We start from the raw sequence: 18,964 nt of genomic DNA on the forward strand, positions 1-18,964 counted from the left end.
AAATGGAGCAATCCGACAATAGGGAAGACGTCACAAAGCAGGATGCCGCCGCGCAACTGCTGCGCGACACCGAGATCGCGCTCCCCGAGGCTATCGCCAAGGGCCAGCACGCCGTGGAGGAAGAAAAACAGCTGATAGCTGCCGAGCGAGAGGCCCTCGCCAGAAAAGCCGCCGAACTCAGCCGGCGCGAAGATCAGCTCAAGTTCGCCGAACAGCAACACGCAGCGGACCATGACGAGAAGCGCGCCGCCTTGAATGCGGAGTTGCGCCAGAAACGCGCCGAGGGCGAGCGCCGGATTTCAGAAATCCGGGAGCAGCAGCTATCGGCTCTGGAAGAAGAACTTGCCAATCTCCGGTCCAGGCGCCTGTCAGAAGTATCCGCAGCCGGCGACGCCGAGCGCGAGCGCATCCGCGACGAATTGAGCAGGCTGCGTGAGGCCTGGACGAAACAACAGAACGACGCTCGCGCACGACTGGATGCAGAACTGTCCGAGCTGGCTAAACAGAAGGGGGCATTGTGCGCCTTGCAGAGCGAAGTACACGGGCGTGCGATGGAACTGGAAGCCGCCGAGCGCAATCTGGAACGCAAGGAACAGCGGCTCGAACAGCAATCCAAGCGGCGTAGTGAACAATTCGCCGATGAGCTCGAGAGCAACCTAGAGGAAGCGCGCAGATCACTGGAAATGCAGAAGCAGTCCTGTATCGAGGACAACAGGCGCCTGCGTGAAACCCTTGCCATACAGGCCGACCTGCTGGGCGTCTTCGAGCAGTTGAAGCGCCAGCTCGGAGGGAAAGACCCGTCCGAGATCCTGCGGGACCTGAACAGTCAGACCGATGAACTGAAGCGCCTGCGTGAGGAGCTCGCCAACCGGCCCACCGAGGAGATGCGCAAGCGAACCCTCGAACTCGAAACCGAAATAAGGTCCCACAAGGCCCGGGCGGATGAACTTGCCCGACAGATCGCGAGCAATGACACCGCCGTTGCGGAGGTTGGCCAGCTACGCCGGAAGAACTCCGAGCTCTCCGCGGAAAACCAGTCCTTGATGCAGAAGGCTTCGATCTTCGAGGGCGCAGCAAACGAAGCACAAGCCGAACTCAACCGTCTCCGTGCCGCCTATGAACGCCCTGCCGAGGTCGAGGCACGGCACAAGGAAATCGAACGGCCGCATTTCGCCGTGGATCGTGCCACGCTGCCGGTGAAGGCGGAGATCGACGAGTTGATCTGGCTCAAGGGTATCAGCAATGCGTGCAGAAACTATGGCCTAAGTTTCAACCCACGGATCCTCAACGCCTTCCACACGGCGCTCAAGACCGCCGAGTGGTCGCCCCTGACCGTGCTCTCGGGCGTCTCCGGCACCGGCAAGTCCGAACTGCCCCGCCTGTACGCCCACTTCGGCGGCATTTTCTTCGAGCCGCTGTCGGTCCAGCCGAACTGGGACTCGCAGGAGTCCATGCTCGGCTTCTTCAACTCGATCGACAACAAGTTCGACGCCCAACCGGTACTGAACTTCCTCGCGCAGAGCCAGAAGCCCTGGAGCGAGGACTACCCCGGCTTATCCGAGGCTATGTGCCTGGTCCTGCTCGACGAGATGAACCTTGCCCATCCGGAGCTGTACTTTGCCGAGTTCCTGAGCAAGCTCGAGCTGCGCCGTGGCAGGAAGGGCAACGACGTGCCCTGGCTGCCGGTGAAGGTCGGGGCAGGCATGCCAGCCTACAAACTGCCGCTGGGCCGGAATGTGCTGTGGACAGGAACGATGAACCAGGATGAAACCACCAAGTCTCTTTCCGACAAGGTTCTGGACCGTTCCATCATCGTCAATTTCCCGCGGCCGACCGAATTGAAACGCCGCCTGAAATTGCTGCCGCTTGATGACCGGAATCGCGGCCCGGCGCTGCACAAAACCGCCTGGCAAAGCTGGCTGGCAGAAGGCAGCAGCTTCTCGGAGGACGAAGTCAAGCCGTACATGGCCTTCATCGAGGCGTTGAATGGAGCACTATCCGTGTCTGGTCGGGCACTTGGCCATCGGGTATGGCAATCCATCGAGTACTACATGGCCAACTACCCGGAGGTCCGGGCGGCCAAGAATGACACGTCCCCATCCCGACTTGCCGACGCAATGCATACTGCGTTCGAAGACCAGTTGGTACAGAAGGTCATGCCCAAGCTGCGTGGCATCGACACTCGCGGCAAGAGCAAGACGGAGTGCCTCGACAAGATCCGCAACCAACTGGTCAATGGCATCGGTGGCCGTCCCTTCAACCTCACCGAGGACTTCGATATAGCCTGCGAGCTGGGCTACGGCCAGTTCATCTGGCAATCGGCGAACTATCTCAACGCATCTGATTCGCCAGCGGTGCTGGAACACGACGCCCACCCCGCCATTCCGACCTCAAACACCCTGGAAGAACCGCCTTCCCTGTTCAACACAGGCCTGACGGATCCGGACGAGCGCCGCAGGGTCTGGAACCTGAAGTCCCCGGAGAAACGAAACGAATTGCGCAGGACGTTGGAGGAAAACGCCAGGAAAGGGAGAATCGCCGGCCATGACCAGTGAACGCCTGTTGAGCTTTGACTCCGTACGCCGCAACGTGGCGCAAGACAGCGCCGCCATCAGCGAGGTTCTCGAGCAGTCGGACTGGTTCTGCCATGTCGTCGACTTCGACCCCAGGAGCGGGCAGGCGCTGCCTCAATCACTGTCGGTATTTCTGGCCAGGATCGCCAGATACTCACCGCCCGAGGCAGGATCCCCGTGCCGCGACCGCCTCTGGCGCATCACCGAACATTGCCGCGCGGCGGTAGATCGGCTTGTCCGCGGCCTCAACGAAGCACCTCGCCGGGATCAAGCGTTACTGCCCGCCCATGCGGTGCGCGAACTCGATGCCACCAGTTTCATCAAGCTGAGCAATCGCCCCGGACGCAACCTGCGAGAAAAGCTCGCAGGCAACCCCTATCTGCAAGGTGTTCGGCGGTTCCAGTCCGTCGACCTGCCGGAGAACCGCCTGTTCAAGGCATGCATGGTGCGTCTCGCGCAACACTTGGAGCTGTGCGGCGAGCGCCATGATCGACAGGACGACCTGCTGTTGACGATCCTGTCCTGGCTGCGCTCCGGAGAAACGCGGGACATCGGGAGCTGGGAGAACCTGCCGCCCAACAACACGCTTTTGTCACATCGCGATTACCGACGGGTATGGGACGCCTGGCGTTGGCTGCAGACCCTGGAGGATGACACCGCTCGCGACCTGTCCGAGGTCCACGCGCGTCGCCAGACCCGGCATCGCTGGATCACCTACAGCCGGATATGGAGCGAGGGTCGTCACTACCTGGCAGACATGCCGATTTTCTTCGACTTCGATACCTTCGAGATCCGCCCCTGGTTCAACAGCGTCGCGATGCAATCGGTACCGGAAAAGATCAAGCGCGACACAAGGATCGAAATCCGGACACCGGTGTGCGTTGATCTGGCGACTTCACTCCCACGCTATGCCGCGGGTAAAGCGGCCAGGTACCTGCCTGGGTCTTTCCTATGGCAACAATGGCAAGGCGAGAACACCGAAGTAGCACTTGACCTGTTCATCTCAGACGCGATTTATCGGCATCCACAGGTGACGACCCTGTTCCCGACGGATCTGTTCTTCTCCAAAGCCGCTCCCGAGCATCTGGACCGCGCTGCACGCGCCTTCACCTCCAGACTGCACGAGGTGTTCAGGAGCGACACGCTGATCTGGCTCGTGCCCGATGCCCTCAGTGATTTCGAACTCGACGTCACCCGGCGCAATCTCAACGCTCGCTTCCAGGGCGCGGTGCCGCTCCCCCGCAGTATTGCCGCCGCTGTTCAACGCGTGGACTACTCGAAAGTGAACGCTGGCTTTCCGATAGTCGTGATCGACAACGTCGGCGGCACGACCTGCGTCACGAGACTGGTCGCCAGGTTCGATCCGGCGCTCAAGGACAAGCTCCCGGAAACGAGAGGTTTCTACTGGGAGCGGCATCCTCCGGTGATCCTCTCGGACACTCCTGCGCAGGAGTCAGAACCCGGCTGCGCCATCGCCTCCATCGACGACCAGGACCAATGGCATCCGCCGGCTGTCCCGGCCAGGCCGGCCTCCCTCGATACCTCGATGCTGAAACAGGATCCACGCATCGGCGGCTTCGCCTTCTCCATCACCGTGACGGACAGCCCGGTATCCGGAGGCCTTCATTTTCATGCGCTGCAACAGCGTGCCGGAGAGATCCCCCTGTGGCGCGACCAGATACCTGAACTGACGATCAAGGCACTCAAGGACGGACGTCAGCAGCGCTTCCAGCTTGTATCCCGCGGCACGACGGTCACTCCGATCCGTGGCAGACCGGTCAGCATCGAGGTAAAGGAAGATTTCACCCTCCCGGCGAAGAGACCGTTCTACCAGTTCCCGCTCTTCCTTGGCGACAGCAGCGAAGACCTCGGCTACTCGGCCCGCCTGGATTCTTCCGCGTTTCCATTGGAGGAAAGTGTCGACTGTGCGCTCCACCTGACCTTCGAATACGGGGCCGACGATCCCTATCAACTGACGTTCATCCCGCGCAATGGCGCCTTCGCACACGTGCGAGCCACCTGGCGGCGTACCAGGGATCTGGTGGTCACCGACGCCCCCGCTCCGGAGTATCCCGCTCCTATGGCCTGGGCCGATCTGCGCCATGTACCAAAACCCGGCAGCAGTGAAACCACTGACCTGCTCGACTGGATAACCCGCGCGATCGCGCGACTGGACCAGGATATCTACATCCGCCCCAGAGCCAGGACGAAGGCCGTGATCTGCAGGGAGTGGCGCCCTGACAAGAACGGAGGCTATTTCACTTTCGCCACCACCAGCACCACACAGGAACGCGTGTTCGTTCATCAGAAAAATATCCTGGACGGACATGCGTACACGGACTTCAGCGTCGGCGACAGCATTTCATTCGAACGCCACGAACAGGACGGCAAGTGTTCTGGCCGCCGCGTCGCAGGCGAGCATCACGAGGAAATGCAACGACTGAAGCGGTTCGACGAAACCACCAGCAAGAACCTCGTCACCCAGATCCGCAAATCCCTGTATTACCCCGTCATCCAGACATGGCGCGATGGTCACTCCATCGACGACGCCGACTGCCCCGGCGTCTTTGCCGAAGCAGCCCGCATCCATATTGACTATCTCGTTTCGCTGCTGGAGGAGGACGATCTTCCAGCATCGGTGAAAAACGCGATTTTCGTGTTGATGTGTTGCATGCACAAAGACGCCCCAAGCACCTTCATCCAGCACCTAGCCGGGGAGCTCGAGAAGGGCAGCATTCGCAACCCGCAAGCCATTGGCTTCGCGCTGGGACGCCTGGATGAACCCTGGCAGCGAGCCCTTTTCTCGGGCCTCATGCGAAACATCACGGAAAGCGTCCTGCGCACCTTTGCTTGCGCGATATGGCGAGACCGGCACTTCGTTGAGCAGTTCGATTCTGCGCAAATGACAATGGTGTTGACGTCTCTCAACCTGGCGTTGGGTCAAATCAATCCATGTCCTGAGAAGAAAAGTGCCAATGGCGACAGAGCTGCTGTCAACTGGATGCGCGCCAACACCGAGTTGCTTGAACTCCTGCTGGGTGTGCTTCGCACGCGTGATGCCGCGGATACCCAACTGAGGATGCTGCTCCAACCTCATCAACAGATAACCAAGGCCTTGGCCCGCAGCGTCGAACGGGTGAGCGAACTCGTTGCGCAATCGACTGTCGTTATGTCCTGCAGGGTACAGATCAATATCGAAAAACCCGAGGGTGACCTTACGCCAGACCTACTTTTTGCCCTGCGCCTGTATCTGACCGGTGACGATGGCGCGAACGCAATCCACATCACTCGAGTTTCTGACAGTCCGGACGAGTGATCTGCGGAAGCCTTAGATCAGTGCATGCTGATTTCCAAGTGATCTACGATGGGTTGGATCCGAATACAGCCTCATGCAACGGTAGCGAACATGAACAACTGAGGGATGGGTTCCTATTGCGTGCGCCCAAATTGTCGGCGCAGTTGGCTAGCAGGCAGGCAGAATATAACCATCACTGTGAGCCGCCCCCGACTTGGTAGACACTCGATACTCGCTTCTGGATTACCCCCCGTTTTGGCCGCTGGTAACAGGCAGCTTTTCGCCGGAAGTGGTCAAACCAAGGCTGGACCTGGGTTCATCTGATTGAGATGAACCCCATGCCCTTCGGCAGACCTACACGATTCACCGATTTAGGCCAGTCTTTACACTACTAATCATGTTCCGGCATGACTTCTGATGTCCGTCAGGAACAGCTATCAGCACTGCCACCTTTCTATCGAAGCAATAGCCTTCAAGACGTTCCATACCCGAAAATGCAGGCAACTATCCGCTCCTCCCAGCGCTGTCGAAGGTCAATTCCCGATACCCGGCCAAACAACTGGCTAGCTGAAATCGGTTTGGCCTTCAAACTGGCCTGGAGGTCGCGTAAACGCATTACCCCTGCCTTCCGCCCTCTCTGGTGCAAGTACTCCGCCCAGCGTGGGCGAACCAGATCGAGCCAGCAGTCTGCCAGTTGCCCCCAATCTGGACTCTCATGCAGGCGAGTCCCCTGCAATAAATCGAGTAACTCTTTGCATTGGTCAGCCTCATCAACGCTCGTGATCCATTGACGATCACCCACCCATAAAGCAATTGCCCAGCTCATCTGCTCCAGCGCGCGCTGTTTACGCTTCGGTAGCAGTAATTTTTCCATCTCGGTTAAACGGCTTAAGAACTTTTCCAGAGCCGACATTGCCCCCCTGGTAGGTTTAAGGCTTTCGACATCCTCGGAGAGCCGGCAACGAAGCTGTTGTGCGATTTCGTGCAAATTGGTCAGTGGCTTTGCGTCTTGCTCGGTCATCATGACCCAGCGAGGCGTTCTGGACTCCTCACCTGCCAAACACAGAAACAGCCACGGCTCGTTTGAACGGACCAGGCTAACCCGCGAAAGCACCTTGGCCTGCTCCGTTCGGTAGGCTCGATACAGATCCGCATCCACCAGTGATGCCTGCCCCTCAATTAACTCTCTGACGGGCGTAAAAGCATCTTCGATTCCATCCCACGAGCGGCGCTCTCGTTCACGCAGCTCCCTGTCTATATCCTCTGGTGTGACCACAGCAGGCTCACTCGTGGCACGCATCTCATCAGGCAGCTGCAAGTTGCCACCGATGAGCGTATCGACTTCTTCGACTCGGGCGACAAAACGCTCGTCTGATTTCAACGCGAAGGCCACAGCATCCTTTGGCCACCAGCACTCGATTTGATCGTGCGGGCTATCCATACGGTCGATACGTCCCACTCGCTGTTCTGCAAACCGCACCACGCTAGGCATATCCAAATGCACTAGAGTTGATGCTCGCTGGAGATTCACCCCTTCAGATAGGGCATCGCTGCAAAGAGCAATTAAGCGCCCTCCTCCTAATTCGGGATCCAGCCGCTTTTGTAGTCGCTCGTTATTCTTTTTGTCACCGCCAACGCCTAGCAACACCTCGATACCTGTCGGGCGGGCAGAGTTCTGCAGTAGGTACTTGATGTAACGCAAAGTCAGTGGGTAGTGATCAAACGCTATCACCTGATCGTGGCGCGCCACTAGGTCGAGCAGATGCTGTGCTTTTCGCTCCTCCCGACCACCACTGAGCTTTGTCAGACGCTTCAAGATGAGCTTATAGATGTGAATTTCAGCGTCGCATGCCTGGCGGTGAGCCGTCTCATCACTGAGCCATGCAGGCAGCGCTATTCCCAGCCGGTTCTCGGGAATCCGTCCCATCAATTGAGCGATGCGTTGCAGCATGTCACCAGTGGCGTCGTCTGCAGAGCTCTCGATCTTGCCCTGCAGGCCCATCTGCTCAAGTGCGGCTTTCTCCCCCAGTATGTGTCGGTAGAGAGCAAGTCGTGATGAACGCAAACTGGCCATCACATGGTGGGAGGCCAGGGAGCTAGCTGCGTTCAATCGCATCTGCAAATAGCTATCAGCAGTCATCCCGTGACGGGCCAAGCTCTCAGGCAAGACCAGCGGCTTTTCAAAATGGCCGATGCCTTTTAGGTTGCGAGCCAATACTCGAATCTGCTCCGCCAGCGTCTGATCCTGCTCCGACTCGCCCAACCCATACGTCAGAGATACATGCTTCGGATAGCGGCATACACGCCCACTCGGCAAGCGATATGACTCTTCATCCCTCTCGACCATTGCATTCAACTGAGCTTTGGTGCGCCTCAGGGTGAAACTGGCAATAGCCGCCTGCAGCGCAGCCAAGTCCTGAGGGTGAACGTCCGAGAGGGCTGTACTGCCGCGGCTTAAGCGCTCAAAAATTCCCAGGACGTCATCCTCGAAATTGTCGGCGCCTAAAATATCAATCAGCCTGAGCAAGTCCGCGCATGAGCGATTGATTGGCGTGGCTGTGAACAGCACCACCTGATCCGCCAGGTTGTGCAGCAAATGACGTGTGCGCTTGGAGGTTTGGCTAAGAAAATTATGTGCCTCATCGACCGCCAAGGTCTGAGCGGAGGCGAGCTGCGTTGCCAACGCAGACCCCTCCCGATCATCCAAACGGCTCAGTAACCCTTGGGATGCTATCGCGAGGTTAAAACCACACTTAGCCACCTCCCGCTCCCAATTGTTACTTACCAGCGGTGGGCAAACCATGAGCATGGAGCTCTTGTGCGTGCGTACAGATGACCAATTACGATCATGCACGGCACGTAACAAGTGAGCTCCCATGCGGGTTTTACCAGAGCCCGTAGCGTCTGCCACAAGCGCCCCGCCCACCGTATCGAGCAAGTAAAGCGCCTGGCCAATTCCATGCTGCTGCGAAGGCCAGAGGCTGACCTGTTGAAATCCAGCCAACGAGCGCAGGTAGTGAGCAGCCCAGTCGCTCTCTAAAAGCTCCGCACACGCTCGCGCCAGAGCCTCCTGCCAAGTCACAAATTTGAGAAGCTGATCCAGCAAAGCTAATAAATCACCATTGGCATCCTCACCCAGATTCCAGAAGTACTCCGCTAGCCTCCAGCCCTCATCGAAGCGAGCCTTCTCCTTACGAGTAAAGCGGACATTAGCCTCGTGCTGGAAGAACAAACCAGGCTCCGTGAAGTTGCTAGAGCCCAGGGTGACAGCCTCTTCGCTGCAATAAAGTTTTGCATGCAACCGGTAGGTGCCCGTGGGGTAACGGACTTGAACATGTCCACCTCGAATCAACTCGATGCAGTGGATGATCGAACCGCTGAGCGATAACGAAATGCCTCGCTTGAGCCAGTACTCCCTCACCTCTGCGGGGAAGTCGTAACGTTTGAGGCTAAGCCCTGCGCGCTTAGCTGACACTGGTTCAGAACCCAAGATCAAACGCAGAGGCTTTTCGCTGGCACCACGCTGATTAATGAGCTGAATCAGCTGATCTAGCCCGCTGTAGCCGGTAATGACCAGCGCATCGCCTGGTCTACACAGGTCTGGCATCAACACTGAATAGGCTTTACGGGCCGAAAGGTTGATTGGCATCCGTGCCTGTGACGGCAGGTCGGTACTGCTCAGCGCTATCTCATCAAACAGCGATCCTTGCATGCTCATCACCACACCTGTTGGATGTGCTCCTTCCTAGCGGCCTCTGCTTAAAAAACGAGCAGATTTCCCGCAACTCGAGATCTAAAAGCACAAGGCTAGCTGCAGTGAGAGAGCAGCCAGGAACTACTTTGTCCAAGTCAGAGCCCCATGGACTGAATCATCTCCCCTTCACTCACAGCCTCAGGCGTCACCACTGCATCCTTGAGCATCAATTTTCCACGCAGCAGACGATCCAGATGCACATCGAACGAGTCGAACTGCGGATGGGTAACCGCAGGAAGATGGATGAACACATCCTTCTGTTGGCCAATTCGATAAACCCGGTCTGAGGCCTGTGCTTCTTTAGCCGGATTCCAGTGCCGCTCCAAATGCACCACGTGGTTTGCCCCTACAACGGTCAAGCCAACGCCTGCTGCGACCGGAGACATGATGAGTAGGTTGAAGCCATCTTTTTGCTCAAATGCAGCGATGAGTCTTTTGCGGGTCATATCCTCTTCCCGCGTGGCCACCGCCTTGGTATCACCGTTGATGATGGCGACATCCAAGCCATAGATCTGATCAAGCCAGAGCTTCAAAAGACGCTGAAGACGCTTGGTCATCATAAATAGGATGACCTTCTCACCCTTGCTAAGGATCTCATCCAGCAGCTTTAGCATGACAGCCAGCTTGCCGGACTCCATCATTAGCTGCCGCGCATGCTGGGCATCGCGACTATAAAGGGAAGTCTCATCGTCTAGACGTGGGTGAAGTGAAATTGAGCGCAGCTGAGTCAATGCAGCCAGCGCAGTACCACGCATGTCTTCCGCGCTAGCCCGGCGTGAACGGTAGCCGTCCAACACTTCGTCGTAGGTTTGCAGCTGCACACCCTTCATCACAGCACCAAGCTCGGGAGCGTAGTGCTGGATACCACGCGAAACCTGCGCAACACCGCTCAGGATCGACTTCGACGGCAAGCCCTTGAGCTGGTCCTCTTTTACTCGCCGCAACATGAAGACTCCAACGGCCTTACGCAGCTTCTCACCTAGCTGAGCACGGACAGAATCTCGCTCTTCGTCACTAGCTGCCAGAATGGGCTTGATCCAGGTATCCCGATAGGTTTCCCAGCTTCCGAGCAATCCCGGTTGCGCGGAGTCCATCAGGCACCAGAAATCTCCCAAGCTGTTTTCTACAGGCGTACCGGTTGCCAGTAGCTTGAAGTCCGCCTTGAGCCCTTTAGCCGCACGAGTCTGCAGCGCATTGGGGTTCTTGATGTTTTGGGCTTCATCGAAAATGACCATGCCCCAGTCGATTCGGCATAACGAGAACTGGTAATCACGCAGGGTTTGGTAGGTCGTCAGGACCAAGCGGCGGTCCATATCCAGCCGGTGAACACCCGCCTCAGGCCCTACTGCCAGCGCGTAACGAATGCTCTGCTCATCCATCATGCCGCTGTCATCGATCATGGATGCCAACTGAACAGACTCGCGCTCTGCACCCTTGATACGAAACTCGTTCAGACTCCGCCCGGACTGCAACACCACCACGTCGCGGAAAGGAATGCTGGTGAACGTTTTGCCCACCTCATCTTCCCAGTTTTCCAGCAGACTCAAGGGGGCAACCACCAGCACCGGCTTCTGCGGTTTGTCTGCTGCCCGCTGGCTTGCCAGGTATTCACCCACAGCAACCAGCGACATATAGGTCTTGCCCAAGCCCATATCGTCAGCGAGCAGACTACCCTGCAGGCGATAAAGGTCGTCATGATCATCCTGAAGGGCGCTCCCCAACAGTTTGAGCATCCACTCGATGCCGTCACGCTGGTGAGGGAATGGCTGCCTGGCATAGGCAGCCCAATCAGGCTCCTTGGACAGACTGGCCCGATTGGCCCGCTGCAACAACTCGGAATTTATTTCATCTGCGTCCTTGAGGATTACGCCGACCTTCTCCTTTGGTCCCTCAGTGCTTGCACCGCTCCGCTCCTCCACCTCAGCGGCGGATCTTTTCTGCAGGGTCTGCCGCACCCTTTCAAGCTGCTGCTCAACCACTGGCGCATCGGAAATATCGATAGCCTCACCGGCGAACGAAAGCGTCGAGGCCCCCTGCTCTCTTGCCGCCTGCAAAACCTCTTCGAAACGCTGCAACTCCTCGGGAGACTGAATAAGCTTTGCTAAAGCCTCTGGAGGAGAGGGTCTCTTGTCCAGCGCGAACCAGTCATTCTTAGTCGCATCAAGCGCGCCAAAGTCCATGTGCTGCAGTTTGCCAACCCCAGCAACACGCGCAGAAAAGCCCACTTCAAGGTTGACCAGTGCGGCATCCAGAAAGGCCGTGGGCATAGCAATGAACTCAGCTACCTGATCAGCCGGAATACGCTTATTCGCCAACACGTTGCGGATGCCATCCATCCTGGCCTGATCCAGCAGCACCACGCGATTGTCGATACGTAAAACGCCGCCATCGGCAGACATATCCAGCTGAGCCCAGCGCTTTTCCAGCTGATCTGGAGTTGCCCCATCGCCCAGGCTGGGGCAAAGCTGCAGGCTGCCATCCGGCAAGCGGGTCGCAAAAACACCCACGTTGTCAGGCACCACAACATCGAGCCGTTCAAAGTGGCTCAGATCAATACGCATACCGCTGCGCGCTGCCGTCTGTAACTCAGCCATCAGACGCAAGTTGGCCGCCTCGCCGCGTTGTTCGCCAGCCAAAGACTCATGCCTTTCCCAAGCCATCAACCCCATCAGCTCTGCAGGAGTCAGCCAATAGGACTCCGTACTCGTCAGACAGAGGTACGGGCCTTTACGACTGAAAGCTGCAGCACCATCCGGCATTTCGACGTTAATGCCGACACGAAAGCCGCTGTTGCCTGTGCGGCCACTGATCGAAGTCACAAAGCGCCCTGGAAAGCGCCTGGGCAAGCGCAAGATATCCGCCTGCTCCAGGTCCATGCCTGCTACGTCTTCTGCACCGATGTGAAAACCATTGGCGGTAGGTTCAGCGATCCCCTGCTCCGCCAGCATATTCAGAACGATTAGCTGGATCTTCTCCAGAGCATTGCCCTGGCCTGTCTGCAGCGCCTTGAACGACGGCAATGGCAGATAGAAATTCACACCATTAGAATCGGCAGACGAACGGAAGCCATCCAACGGACTTAGCGGCTCATCTCGCTCACCGATTAATGAGCGCAGGACATCCATCAGGCGCATTTACGAGTCTCACGTTTGTTGTTGGGAAGACTGGAGCGCTTCGCGGATCTCATCCGCCACGGTCCAACCATGCAACTGATCCTGGATACACATGCCCTTCAAGGGGCCATACAGAAGCTGATTGATCTCACGCGCCTCTACCCCCAGGACATTTGCCGCATAGCGAACCTTATCGCCCGGGTTATCGACGAAATACCACAGCACCCTCAAGGCGAATGTACTCAGCCCTGGAATCCGAGTTGTATCAGTCGCATGCGAAACGCTTTTCGAATGCGCTGTTGGTTTGACAGCACCGAATGGAGTAACTGGAGACTCAGCCTTTGGCGTAACTACACGCGCTTCTCCCGCGCCCTCGGCGCCGAGGTGAGCCGCACGCGGTTCAGGAGTTTTAGAGCCCTGCACTTCATGTGCATTCGACAAAGCCGCTTTGGGCATGGTGGAAACAGGGGGAGCCGGACGCTTGCGCTTAACTTCAGGAATCCCAAACTTACGCAGCGACAGTTGGTAATCACCTCGGCTCAGCAACTGTTCGATATCCAGCTCAATACCGTTGTTGGCTAGGAAGGTGAATACTTTGTTCTGCCAAGCAAGCGGCGGGTGGTGGGTGAATGCATCCTGGGGTAGCCCTGGATAAAGCCTTCGGTAGGTGTCTGGAATTGTCGTAGTCAAATCATAGTGGCTGAAGCTATTACGCTCATAGGAGCGCAACGTCTCGCCAGGCGCCGCCAGATAAACCCAGATCTTGAAGCTATGCGAGCCCTCGACCAGATGAAAATCGCCGCAGTCGAGATAGATCACCGCCTTGTCGTTCATCTGCCCGTCCATGCGGGCAAAGCTGGTTTTGACATCTGCGCCCAGTATTCGCTTGACCGACTGCTGTGCCTTGCCGCCTAGCAACAAGCGGGTGTTACGAATTAGTTTTAGCTTGAAAAGCCCTTCGAGGAACAACCTGCGCGCCGGGAACATGCGCTGCAAATCACTGTTCTGCGTCTCGATGCCAAACTGCTCAACCGCCTGCAGGAACAGCCGCAGATCTTCCTTGGACAGCCAGCCGCGCACTTTCTGAATGCGCGCCTCGCCAAGTGGATGCCACCACTCCCGGTAGTTGCTGGCATTACTGGAAATACGCGGGTCGCCTGCGAGGTTGAGAATGAAGTTCTGCCAAACCTCCCCCGGTTCCTGCCCGGCCCGGTCGATCAGGATCTCCAGCGCTACATGGCCAATTCGTCTTGAGCCCTCGAATGGAGCCTTGGCCACGGAGGGCTTGAGCAACTCATCCAGCACTGGATCCGATGCGCCCAATGGCAGATTGCGTAGAGTTTCGAGATAGAAATGTGCACGGCAGATATCGCCGAAGCGACCATCATCAAATCCCTGCAGCCCAAGCTCGTTGAAAGTCTCGCCAAGCTCATGCCCTTTCTGCCGCACCCGCTCGGCGAGCCGGCTCGGGCCATCGAGTCCCAATAGCCAATGACCTTCTCGCTTGAGCGTCACCAACGGGTCCGCTAATGAACTCTGAATCTTCGGCGGCGGCATTTTCTCCAGCTGCTGCAGCAAGCTCTGCTCCAACAACTCACGTAACCCCTCACGCTCATCCAGCTGGTCAAAACGACGGAAATACAGCTGCGCCAGCTGCTGTAAGGTCATGCGCGTCAGCCTGGGCTGTTGCGCCTCCAACAAGGCGCCTAGCAGCCTTGGGTTAAGCAGGCGACTGGCAATCACTTCATCGTTAAGCCAAAGCCAGCTGAGCGCGCGCGCCGTAAGTCGCCGCCGCAGAAGTTCTGGCAGCCCATCAAAACGCCCGGTACTGGCCATATTGCGCAGCATCGCCAACACGCGCTCAAAGGCATCGTTGTTGCCTGTGCTCTTTTCCAGTCTGGCGGCCTTGGCCACCAAGCCGGTCCAACGCTCAAATTGGTGCGAGCTCCAGCCCGTACTGGGCCACTCCACCGGAGGCAGCCTCATGGCCGCACCTCATCCAGACGCCCCTTGATCTGCTCATACTCAGCACTGTCTGGGCGGCGGATTGTGAAGCGGATGTCGATACGCCGATTGCGTTTGAAGTCCTCTTCCGTCAGCTGCTTGGCCACAGCAGGCCGCGTTTCACCATAGCCACTGACCGAGAACAAGGGCTTGCCGTCCTTGTTGTTCAGTCGCGACAGCTGCTCCGAGCTGGGCAATGCACCGCCCCAGAACTGCCAGAGCGAAATGGCGCGGAAGGTTGAAAGCCCCCAGTTCCCCTTACCCATAAAGCCTTGCAGTGGCCGGTTGTCGGTGTGCCCCTCGATGAAGATCGTGTCGAGGAACTCCACCCGATCCTCTCGCGAGATCACCTCATTGATGACCTTACCGATCTCCAAGGCCTGAGCCTGATACGCCGCATGGATCTCATAAGCGCCAGTATCAAAGCCCAACAGCTCGTTGGGGATACTCAGCACGGTATGGTTCTCGCTCACCTCAACTTTGATGCCGCGCTTGCGCAAAGCCTCCACAGCCTCATCGAGAATGGTTCGGCGCACCTGTTCGGCCTTCTTCAGTTCGACAATCTCCTCCTCGAACTGAACCTGGCGCTCCTTGAGCTCCTGCTGAATCTCCATCAACTGCAGGATCAAAATCACCGACGCCAGGATAAAGATCACCAGCAGCGCCGACATGATGTCCGAGAAGGACATCCAGTACGGGTTCTCCTCGTCGACAGCCGCCTCATGTGATTTACGAAAGCGCATCAGGGTCGCGCCTCCAGCTCATCCAGAATACCGCCCATGGCCTGTGCCGTGCGGTGCATCTGGTCAGCGTAGGACAACGACACCTCATTCCACTTGTTCATGCGGTCGTCGATTTGCGTACGCACTTCGCCGGCGTAGCTGCGCAGCCATTCTTCAGCCTGTTTCTCGATGGCCTCGACCTGGGAGCGCAGCGTTTCGCCCAATGCGGTGAACTCGTGTTTCACCCCAGAAAGGAACTCCAGCTGAGTCTGCTTCATCTCGCCAAAGCCATTGCGCGCCTCGCTGGCCGCCTGTTCGAAACGCTGAGCCCCCTCCAGCAAGGTGCCTTGCAATTGAGCCAAGGTAGTGGCCTGCTGCTGCAACTGGCCGGCCAACTCGGCATTCTGTCCACCGGCCTGCTCGATACGTTGAGTCACCTGTTCCAGGCGCTGGCCCAGCAGCTCCGCCGCCGATCGCACATTGGCCGATAGCAGCCCCAACTGATTGGCACTGCTATCCATATGCTTGCTGCTTTGCGCTGCGGCAGCAGAGGCCTGCTGCAACTGCCCCAGCAACTGCTGATGCTGCTCAGCCATCAGGCGGCTCTGCTGCTGAGTGGCCTGAACGGCACTGGCCAGCCCGGCCAGCAATTCCTGCTGCTGCACCGCCACCTGCTCAAGTTGTTCCTGGAAGCGTTGCTGGCGGGCCTGCTCGCGGGCCTCAGCCTGCTCACCCTGCGCACTGATCTGTTGGCTGAATCCGCCCAACAGCTGATTCACCGTGTCCTGCAGCTCGCGCTGCTGCTGCTGTGCGGCCTCAGTCATCGCCGTGATCTGCTGCTGGCTGGTCTGCCCCAAACTGCCCAGCAGCTGCTGTTGGCGCTCCAGCAACTCGCCCTGCTGCTGATCATGACGCTGCGCGCGCGCCTGCTCTCGCTGCTCGGCGGCGCTCATCTGGCTGTCGAGCTGGGTATTCAGGTTCATCATCAAGCGCGAGAACACTTTTTCCAGGTTGTTGTGCCGCTCGTTACCCGCCTCGGCCATTGCTTGAAGCTGGCTCTGGGTCGACTCGGCAAAACGCCCAAGCAGCTGGTTCTGGCTTTCGCGCGACTCCGCCAACTGCCGCTCGAACAGTGCCTGCCGCTCTGCATCACGCTGGGACGCCGCACCTAGCTGGCTGTCCAGCTGGGAAGTGAGATTGCCCACCAGCTCGCCAAAACGCCCCTCCAGCTTGGCCTGCCGCTCCTCGGCACCAATGCTGATACGTTGCAGCTGCTCTTCAAAACGACGGTTTTGCTCGCTGGAATTTTGCAGCTGCTGGGATTGCTGCTCGCTAAGCGTTCCGAACAGGTGATTGAGTCGCTCACTCATGCCACCTACCGCAGCATTCACATCGGCGGCTGCCTGCTGCATAAGCTGACCTTGTTCGCGGCCAACTGAACTCATACCGTCCATGAAGCTACCGACAAGCTTCTCCATCACCTGGCTGGACTGCTGGCTGGTCGAGTTAACCAAGGTCTGGATAGCCGGCCCCATGATGTTATTAAGCGAGTCGGTCAGAGCCTGTTGCAGCCCCTCATTCATGCCCTGCAGGGTTTCCTGCAGGCGGTCGCCGATACGCTCATGCAGCTCCTGCAGCGCCTCCTTGCTCTCCTTGCCGTACTCGGCGATATGTACCAGCGACTGCTCGGCCAGAATACGCGGATAGAGGAAGTCGATCTCATGCTGCAAGGCCTGAATGTCTCGCAGCGCATTACGCTCGAACAGCTTCTCAATAATGTTCAGCAGCAAGCTGAAGGCCACACCCCAGACCGAGGTCATAAAGGCTACCGCAGCACCCGAGATCAGCTTGTTGATGCCGCCCTTGAGCGCCTCGATCTCATCGGAGGTGCCCACCAGCCCTTCCAGGCCGACGGTCAGACCGACGAAGGTACCGAGCACACCAATGGCCACCAGAAAACTGGGGGCCGCCGCCAGCAAACGGCTGGCCGTCAGGCCGCTGGCCAACGAACGGGCGTTGAAGAAATGCTCGGCGTCCAGAGTGTTGAAAAGCTGTTTCTGATCGGACGACAGCACCAGGCTCTCATCGAACTCGCGCCACAGCATGCCCACGTTGGAGGCCTCCAGCCCCTGGGCTTTCTGCAAGGTCTCGCGCCGGCTAAGCGCCAAGGTTTCCTTGCTCTGCCCTTCCAGCAGCGAATGCAATGCGCGCATACGGGCACGGAAGTGACGAAAGTGCTGCAGCAAAAAAAACAACGACAGCCCGAAGATAAAAGCCGTGACCAGCCAGAACCAAGCACTGATGCCATTGGGGTTGGCACTGAACATATGGGCGAAATCGGGGATCAGGTGTTGCAGCAGATCCATCATGGCAAAGCTTCCAATACAGCAGGGTTAATGGAAATTGATCGTTTTCGAATCAGCCTTGCAGGCCGAAACGCTCTTTCAGCCGCTCTACCGTCCACCGCCATTTCGGCGTGGTCGGGCGGCAGATGGTGTTCTGGTTGCCGAACAGGCCGACTTCCTTCACCGCCTCGTTCAGCGGCAGGCTGTGCAGCCATTGCACCGGCACGAAGTATTCGCAGCGCTCAGGGTCGTCGACGAACTCGCGGTGGTAGTCCGCTTGCAGCACATCCAGCGCCGGGCGTTCCTCGCCGTTGTGCAGCAGACAGAAGTCCCTGGCCGGCGTGGCGTGGCCGGTGACCTTGGCCACACCGACGTAACCGGCGCCCGGCACGTTGACCCACACACGATCGCCGGGGGCGAGCATCTTCAGGCTGTTGCTGTACCAACTGCCGCCACCGCCGCAAATGAAACCGAAGTGTCGTGCCTCAGCCCAGTCGCGCGTGCTGCTGTGGCCGAAGGAACCATAGAACTCACCATTCCACGGCTCGGCCGGCATGCCGGGCTTGCTGGCGCTGCTGGCCTGCGGCGCCTCGGTTGGGTCGAGCAGCCAGGCGCGGCTGATCAGTTGCTGCTCGCCCAACTGGAACACCTGGAAGCACAGCACGTTGATGGCGATATCGCGCTCGCTCAGGTAGCCGACGATGCGCTCGCTGCTGGCATCCAGCTCGGCGGCGACGATGACGATCTGGTGGCTCTGGTTCAGCGCCTCTGCCTCCAACGACGCGCCAAAGCGTGCCTGGAAGTCCGCCGCCAGGTCGGCACCCGGCTTGAAGCGCTGGTAGATGGCCTCGATATCGTTGGTCTGTAAGCGCTCGACCCACACCGCATAGTCCAGCGCCTGCGCCACCACCTCACGCGGGGTGCGCTCGCGCTTGAGTTCGATCAGCACAAGCGAGGCATCCGGCGCCAACGCCAGCAGGTCGATACGCCCGCCCTGGCCGGTACTTTCCTGCCGACCGATCAACAGCCAGTCATCGGACAGCAGCGCCGGGGCGCTGACGATCATGTTTTCGAGAAACTGCTCGCTGGCCAGCACGGCGTTTTTAAGCGGCGCGGGCTGCGCGCCGACAGTCCAGATTTGCGTACGAATGGGCATCC

The 18,964-nt window shown here is 58.3% G+C and carries 8 protein-coding genes; 2 read left to right on the forward strand and 6 right to left on the reverse strand.

Going from position 1 to position 18,964, the window contains the following annotated elements; all coding sequences use genetic code 11:
- Nucleotides 1-2 precede the first annotated feature (2 nt).
- A complete protein-coding gene (locus LRS53_RS23050) occupies nucleotides 3-2,555 on the forward strand; it encodes a chromosome partitioning protein ParA (RefSeq protein WP_093257396.1) in 2,553 nt (850 codons plus the stop codon).
- The gene (locus LRS53_RS23055) at nucleotides 2,545-5,889 is read left to right on the forward strand and encodes a cold shock domain-containing protein (RefSeq protein ID WP_143075328.1); all 3,345 of its coding nucleotides are present in this window, start codon (nucleotides 2,545-2,547) and stop codon (nucleotides 5,887-5,889) included. The genes LRS53_RS23050 and LRS53_RS23055 overlap by 11 nt, the downstream gene beginning before the upstream one ends.
- Nucleotides 5,890-6,340: 451 nt before the next feature.
- Here LRS53_RS23055 and LRS53_RS23060 read toward each other — a convergent pair whose 3' ends face one another.
- From LRS53_RS23060 to LRS53_RS23085, 6 genes are all read right to left on the reverse strand, one after another.
- Entirely contained in the window at nucleotides 6,341-9,580 is a 3,240-nt protein-coding gene (locus tag LRS53_RS23060; protein WP_231357428.1) for an SNF2-related protein, read from the reverse strand.
- Between the two features lie 137 nt (nucleotides 9,581-9,717).
- A complete protein-coding gene (locus LRS53_RS23065) occupies nucleotides 9,718-12,756 on the reverse strand; it encodes a DEAD/DEAH box helicase (RefSeq protein ID WP_093257588.1) in 3,039 nt (1,012 codons plus the stop codon).
- A 9-nt stretch (nucleotides 12,757-12,765) separates the two neighbouring features.
- On the reverse strand, nucleotides 12,766-14,649 hold the full coding sequence (locus tag LRS53_RS23070) for an EH signature domain-containing protein (protein WP_231357429.1): 1,884 nt from the start codon (nucleotides 14,647-14,649) through the stop codon (nucleotides 12,766-12,768).
- Between the two features lie 68 nt (nucleotides 14,650-14,717).
- Nucleotides 14,718-15,482 (reverse strand): OmpA/MotB family protein, encoded by a 765-nt coding sequence (locus tag LRS53_RS23075; protein WP_093257593.1) that lies wholly within the window; start codon nucleotides 15,480-15,482, stop codon nucleotides 14,718-14,720.
- Nucleotides 15,482-17,830: an anti-phage ZorAB system protein ZorA gene (gene zorA / locus LRS53_RS23080; protein ID WP_093257595.1), complete on the reverse strand. Its 2,349-nt coding sequence runs from the start codon at nucleotides 17,828-17,830 to the stop codon at nucleotides 15,482-15,484. The genes LRS53_RS23075 and zorA overlap by 1 nt, the downstream gene beginning before the upstream one ends.
- A 49-nt stretch (nucleotides 17,831-17,879) precedes the next feature.
- Nucleotides 17,880-18,962 (reverse strand): endonuclease NucS domain-containing protein, encoded by a 1,083-nt coding sequence (locus LRS53_RS23085; protein ID WP_093257597.1) that lies wholly within the window; start codon nucleotides 18,960-18,962, stop codon nucleotides 17,880-17,882.
- Nucleotides 18,963-18,964: the final 2 nt, after the last annotated feature.

It is taken from the genome of Pseudomonas sp. PLB05, from assembly GCF_021106615.1.
GTDB classification, from domain to species: domain Bacteria; phylum Pseudomonadota; class Gammaproteobacteria; order Pseudomonadales; family Pseudomonadaceae; genus Chryseomonas; species Chryseomonas benzopyrenica.

Coding starts and splice junctions, on each gene's coding strand:
- LRS53_RS23065 (WP_093257588.1), bottom strand. CDS start 12,756: ATGCGCCTGATGGATGTCCTGCGCTCATTAATCGGTGAGCGAGATGAG.
- LRS53_RS23085 (WP_093257597.1), bottom strand. CDS start 18,962: ATGCCCATTCGTACGCAAATCTGGACTGTCGGCGCGCAGCCCGCGCCG.
- LRS53_RS23050 (WP_093257396.1), top strand. CDS start 3: ATGGAGCAATCCGACAATAGGGAAGACGTCACAAAGCAGGATGCCGCC.
- LRS53_RS23055 (WP_143075328.1), top strand. CDS start 2,545: ATGACCAGTGAACGCCTGTTGAGCTTTGACTCCGTACGCCGCAACGTG.
- zorA (WP_093257595.1), bottom strand. CDS start 17,830: ATGATGGATCTGCTGCAACACCTGATCCCCGATTTCGCCCATATGTTC.
- LRS53_RS23060 (WP_231357428.1), bottom strand. CDS start 9,580: ATGCAAGGATCGCTGTTTGATGAGATAGCGCTGAGCAGTACCGACCTG.
- LRS53_RS23075 (WP_093257593.1), bottom strand. CDS start 15,482: ATGCGCTTTCGTAAATCACATGAGGCGGCTGTCGACGAGGAGAACCCG.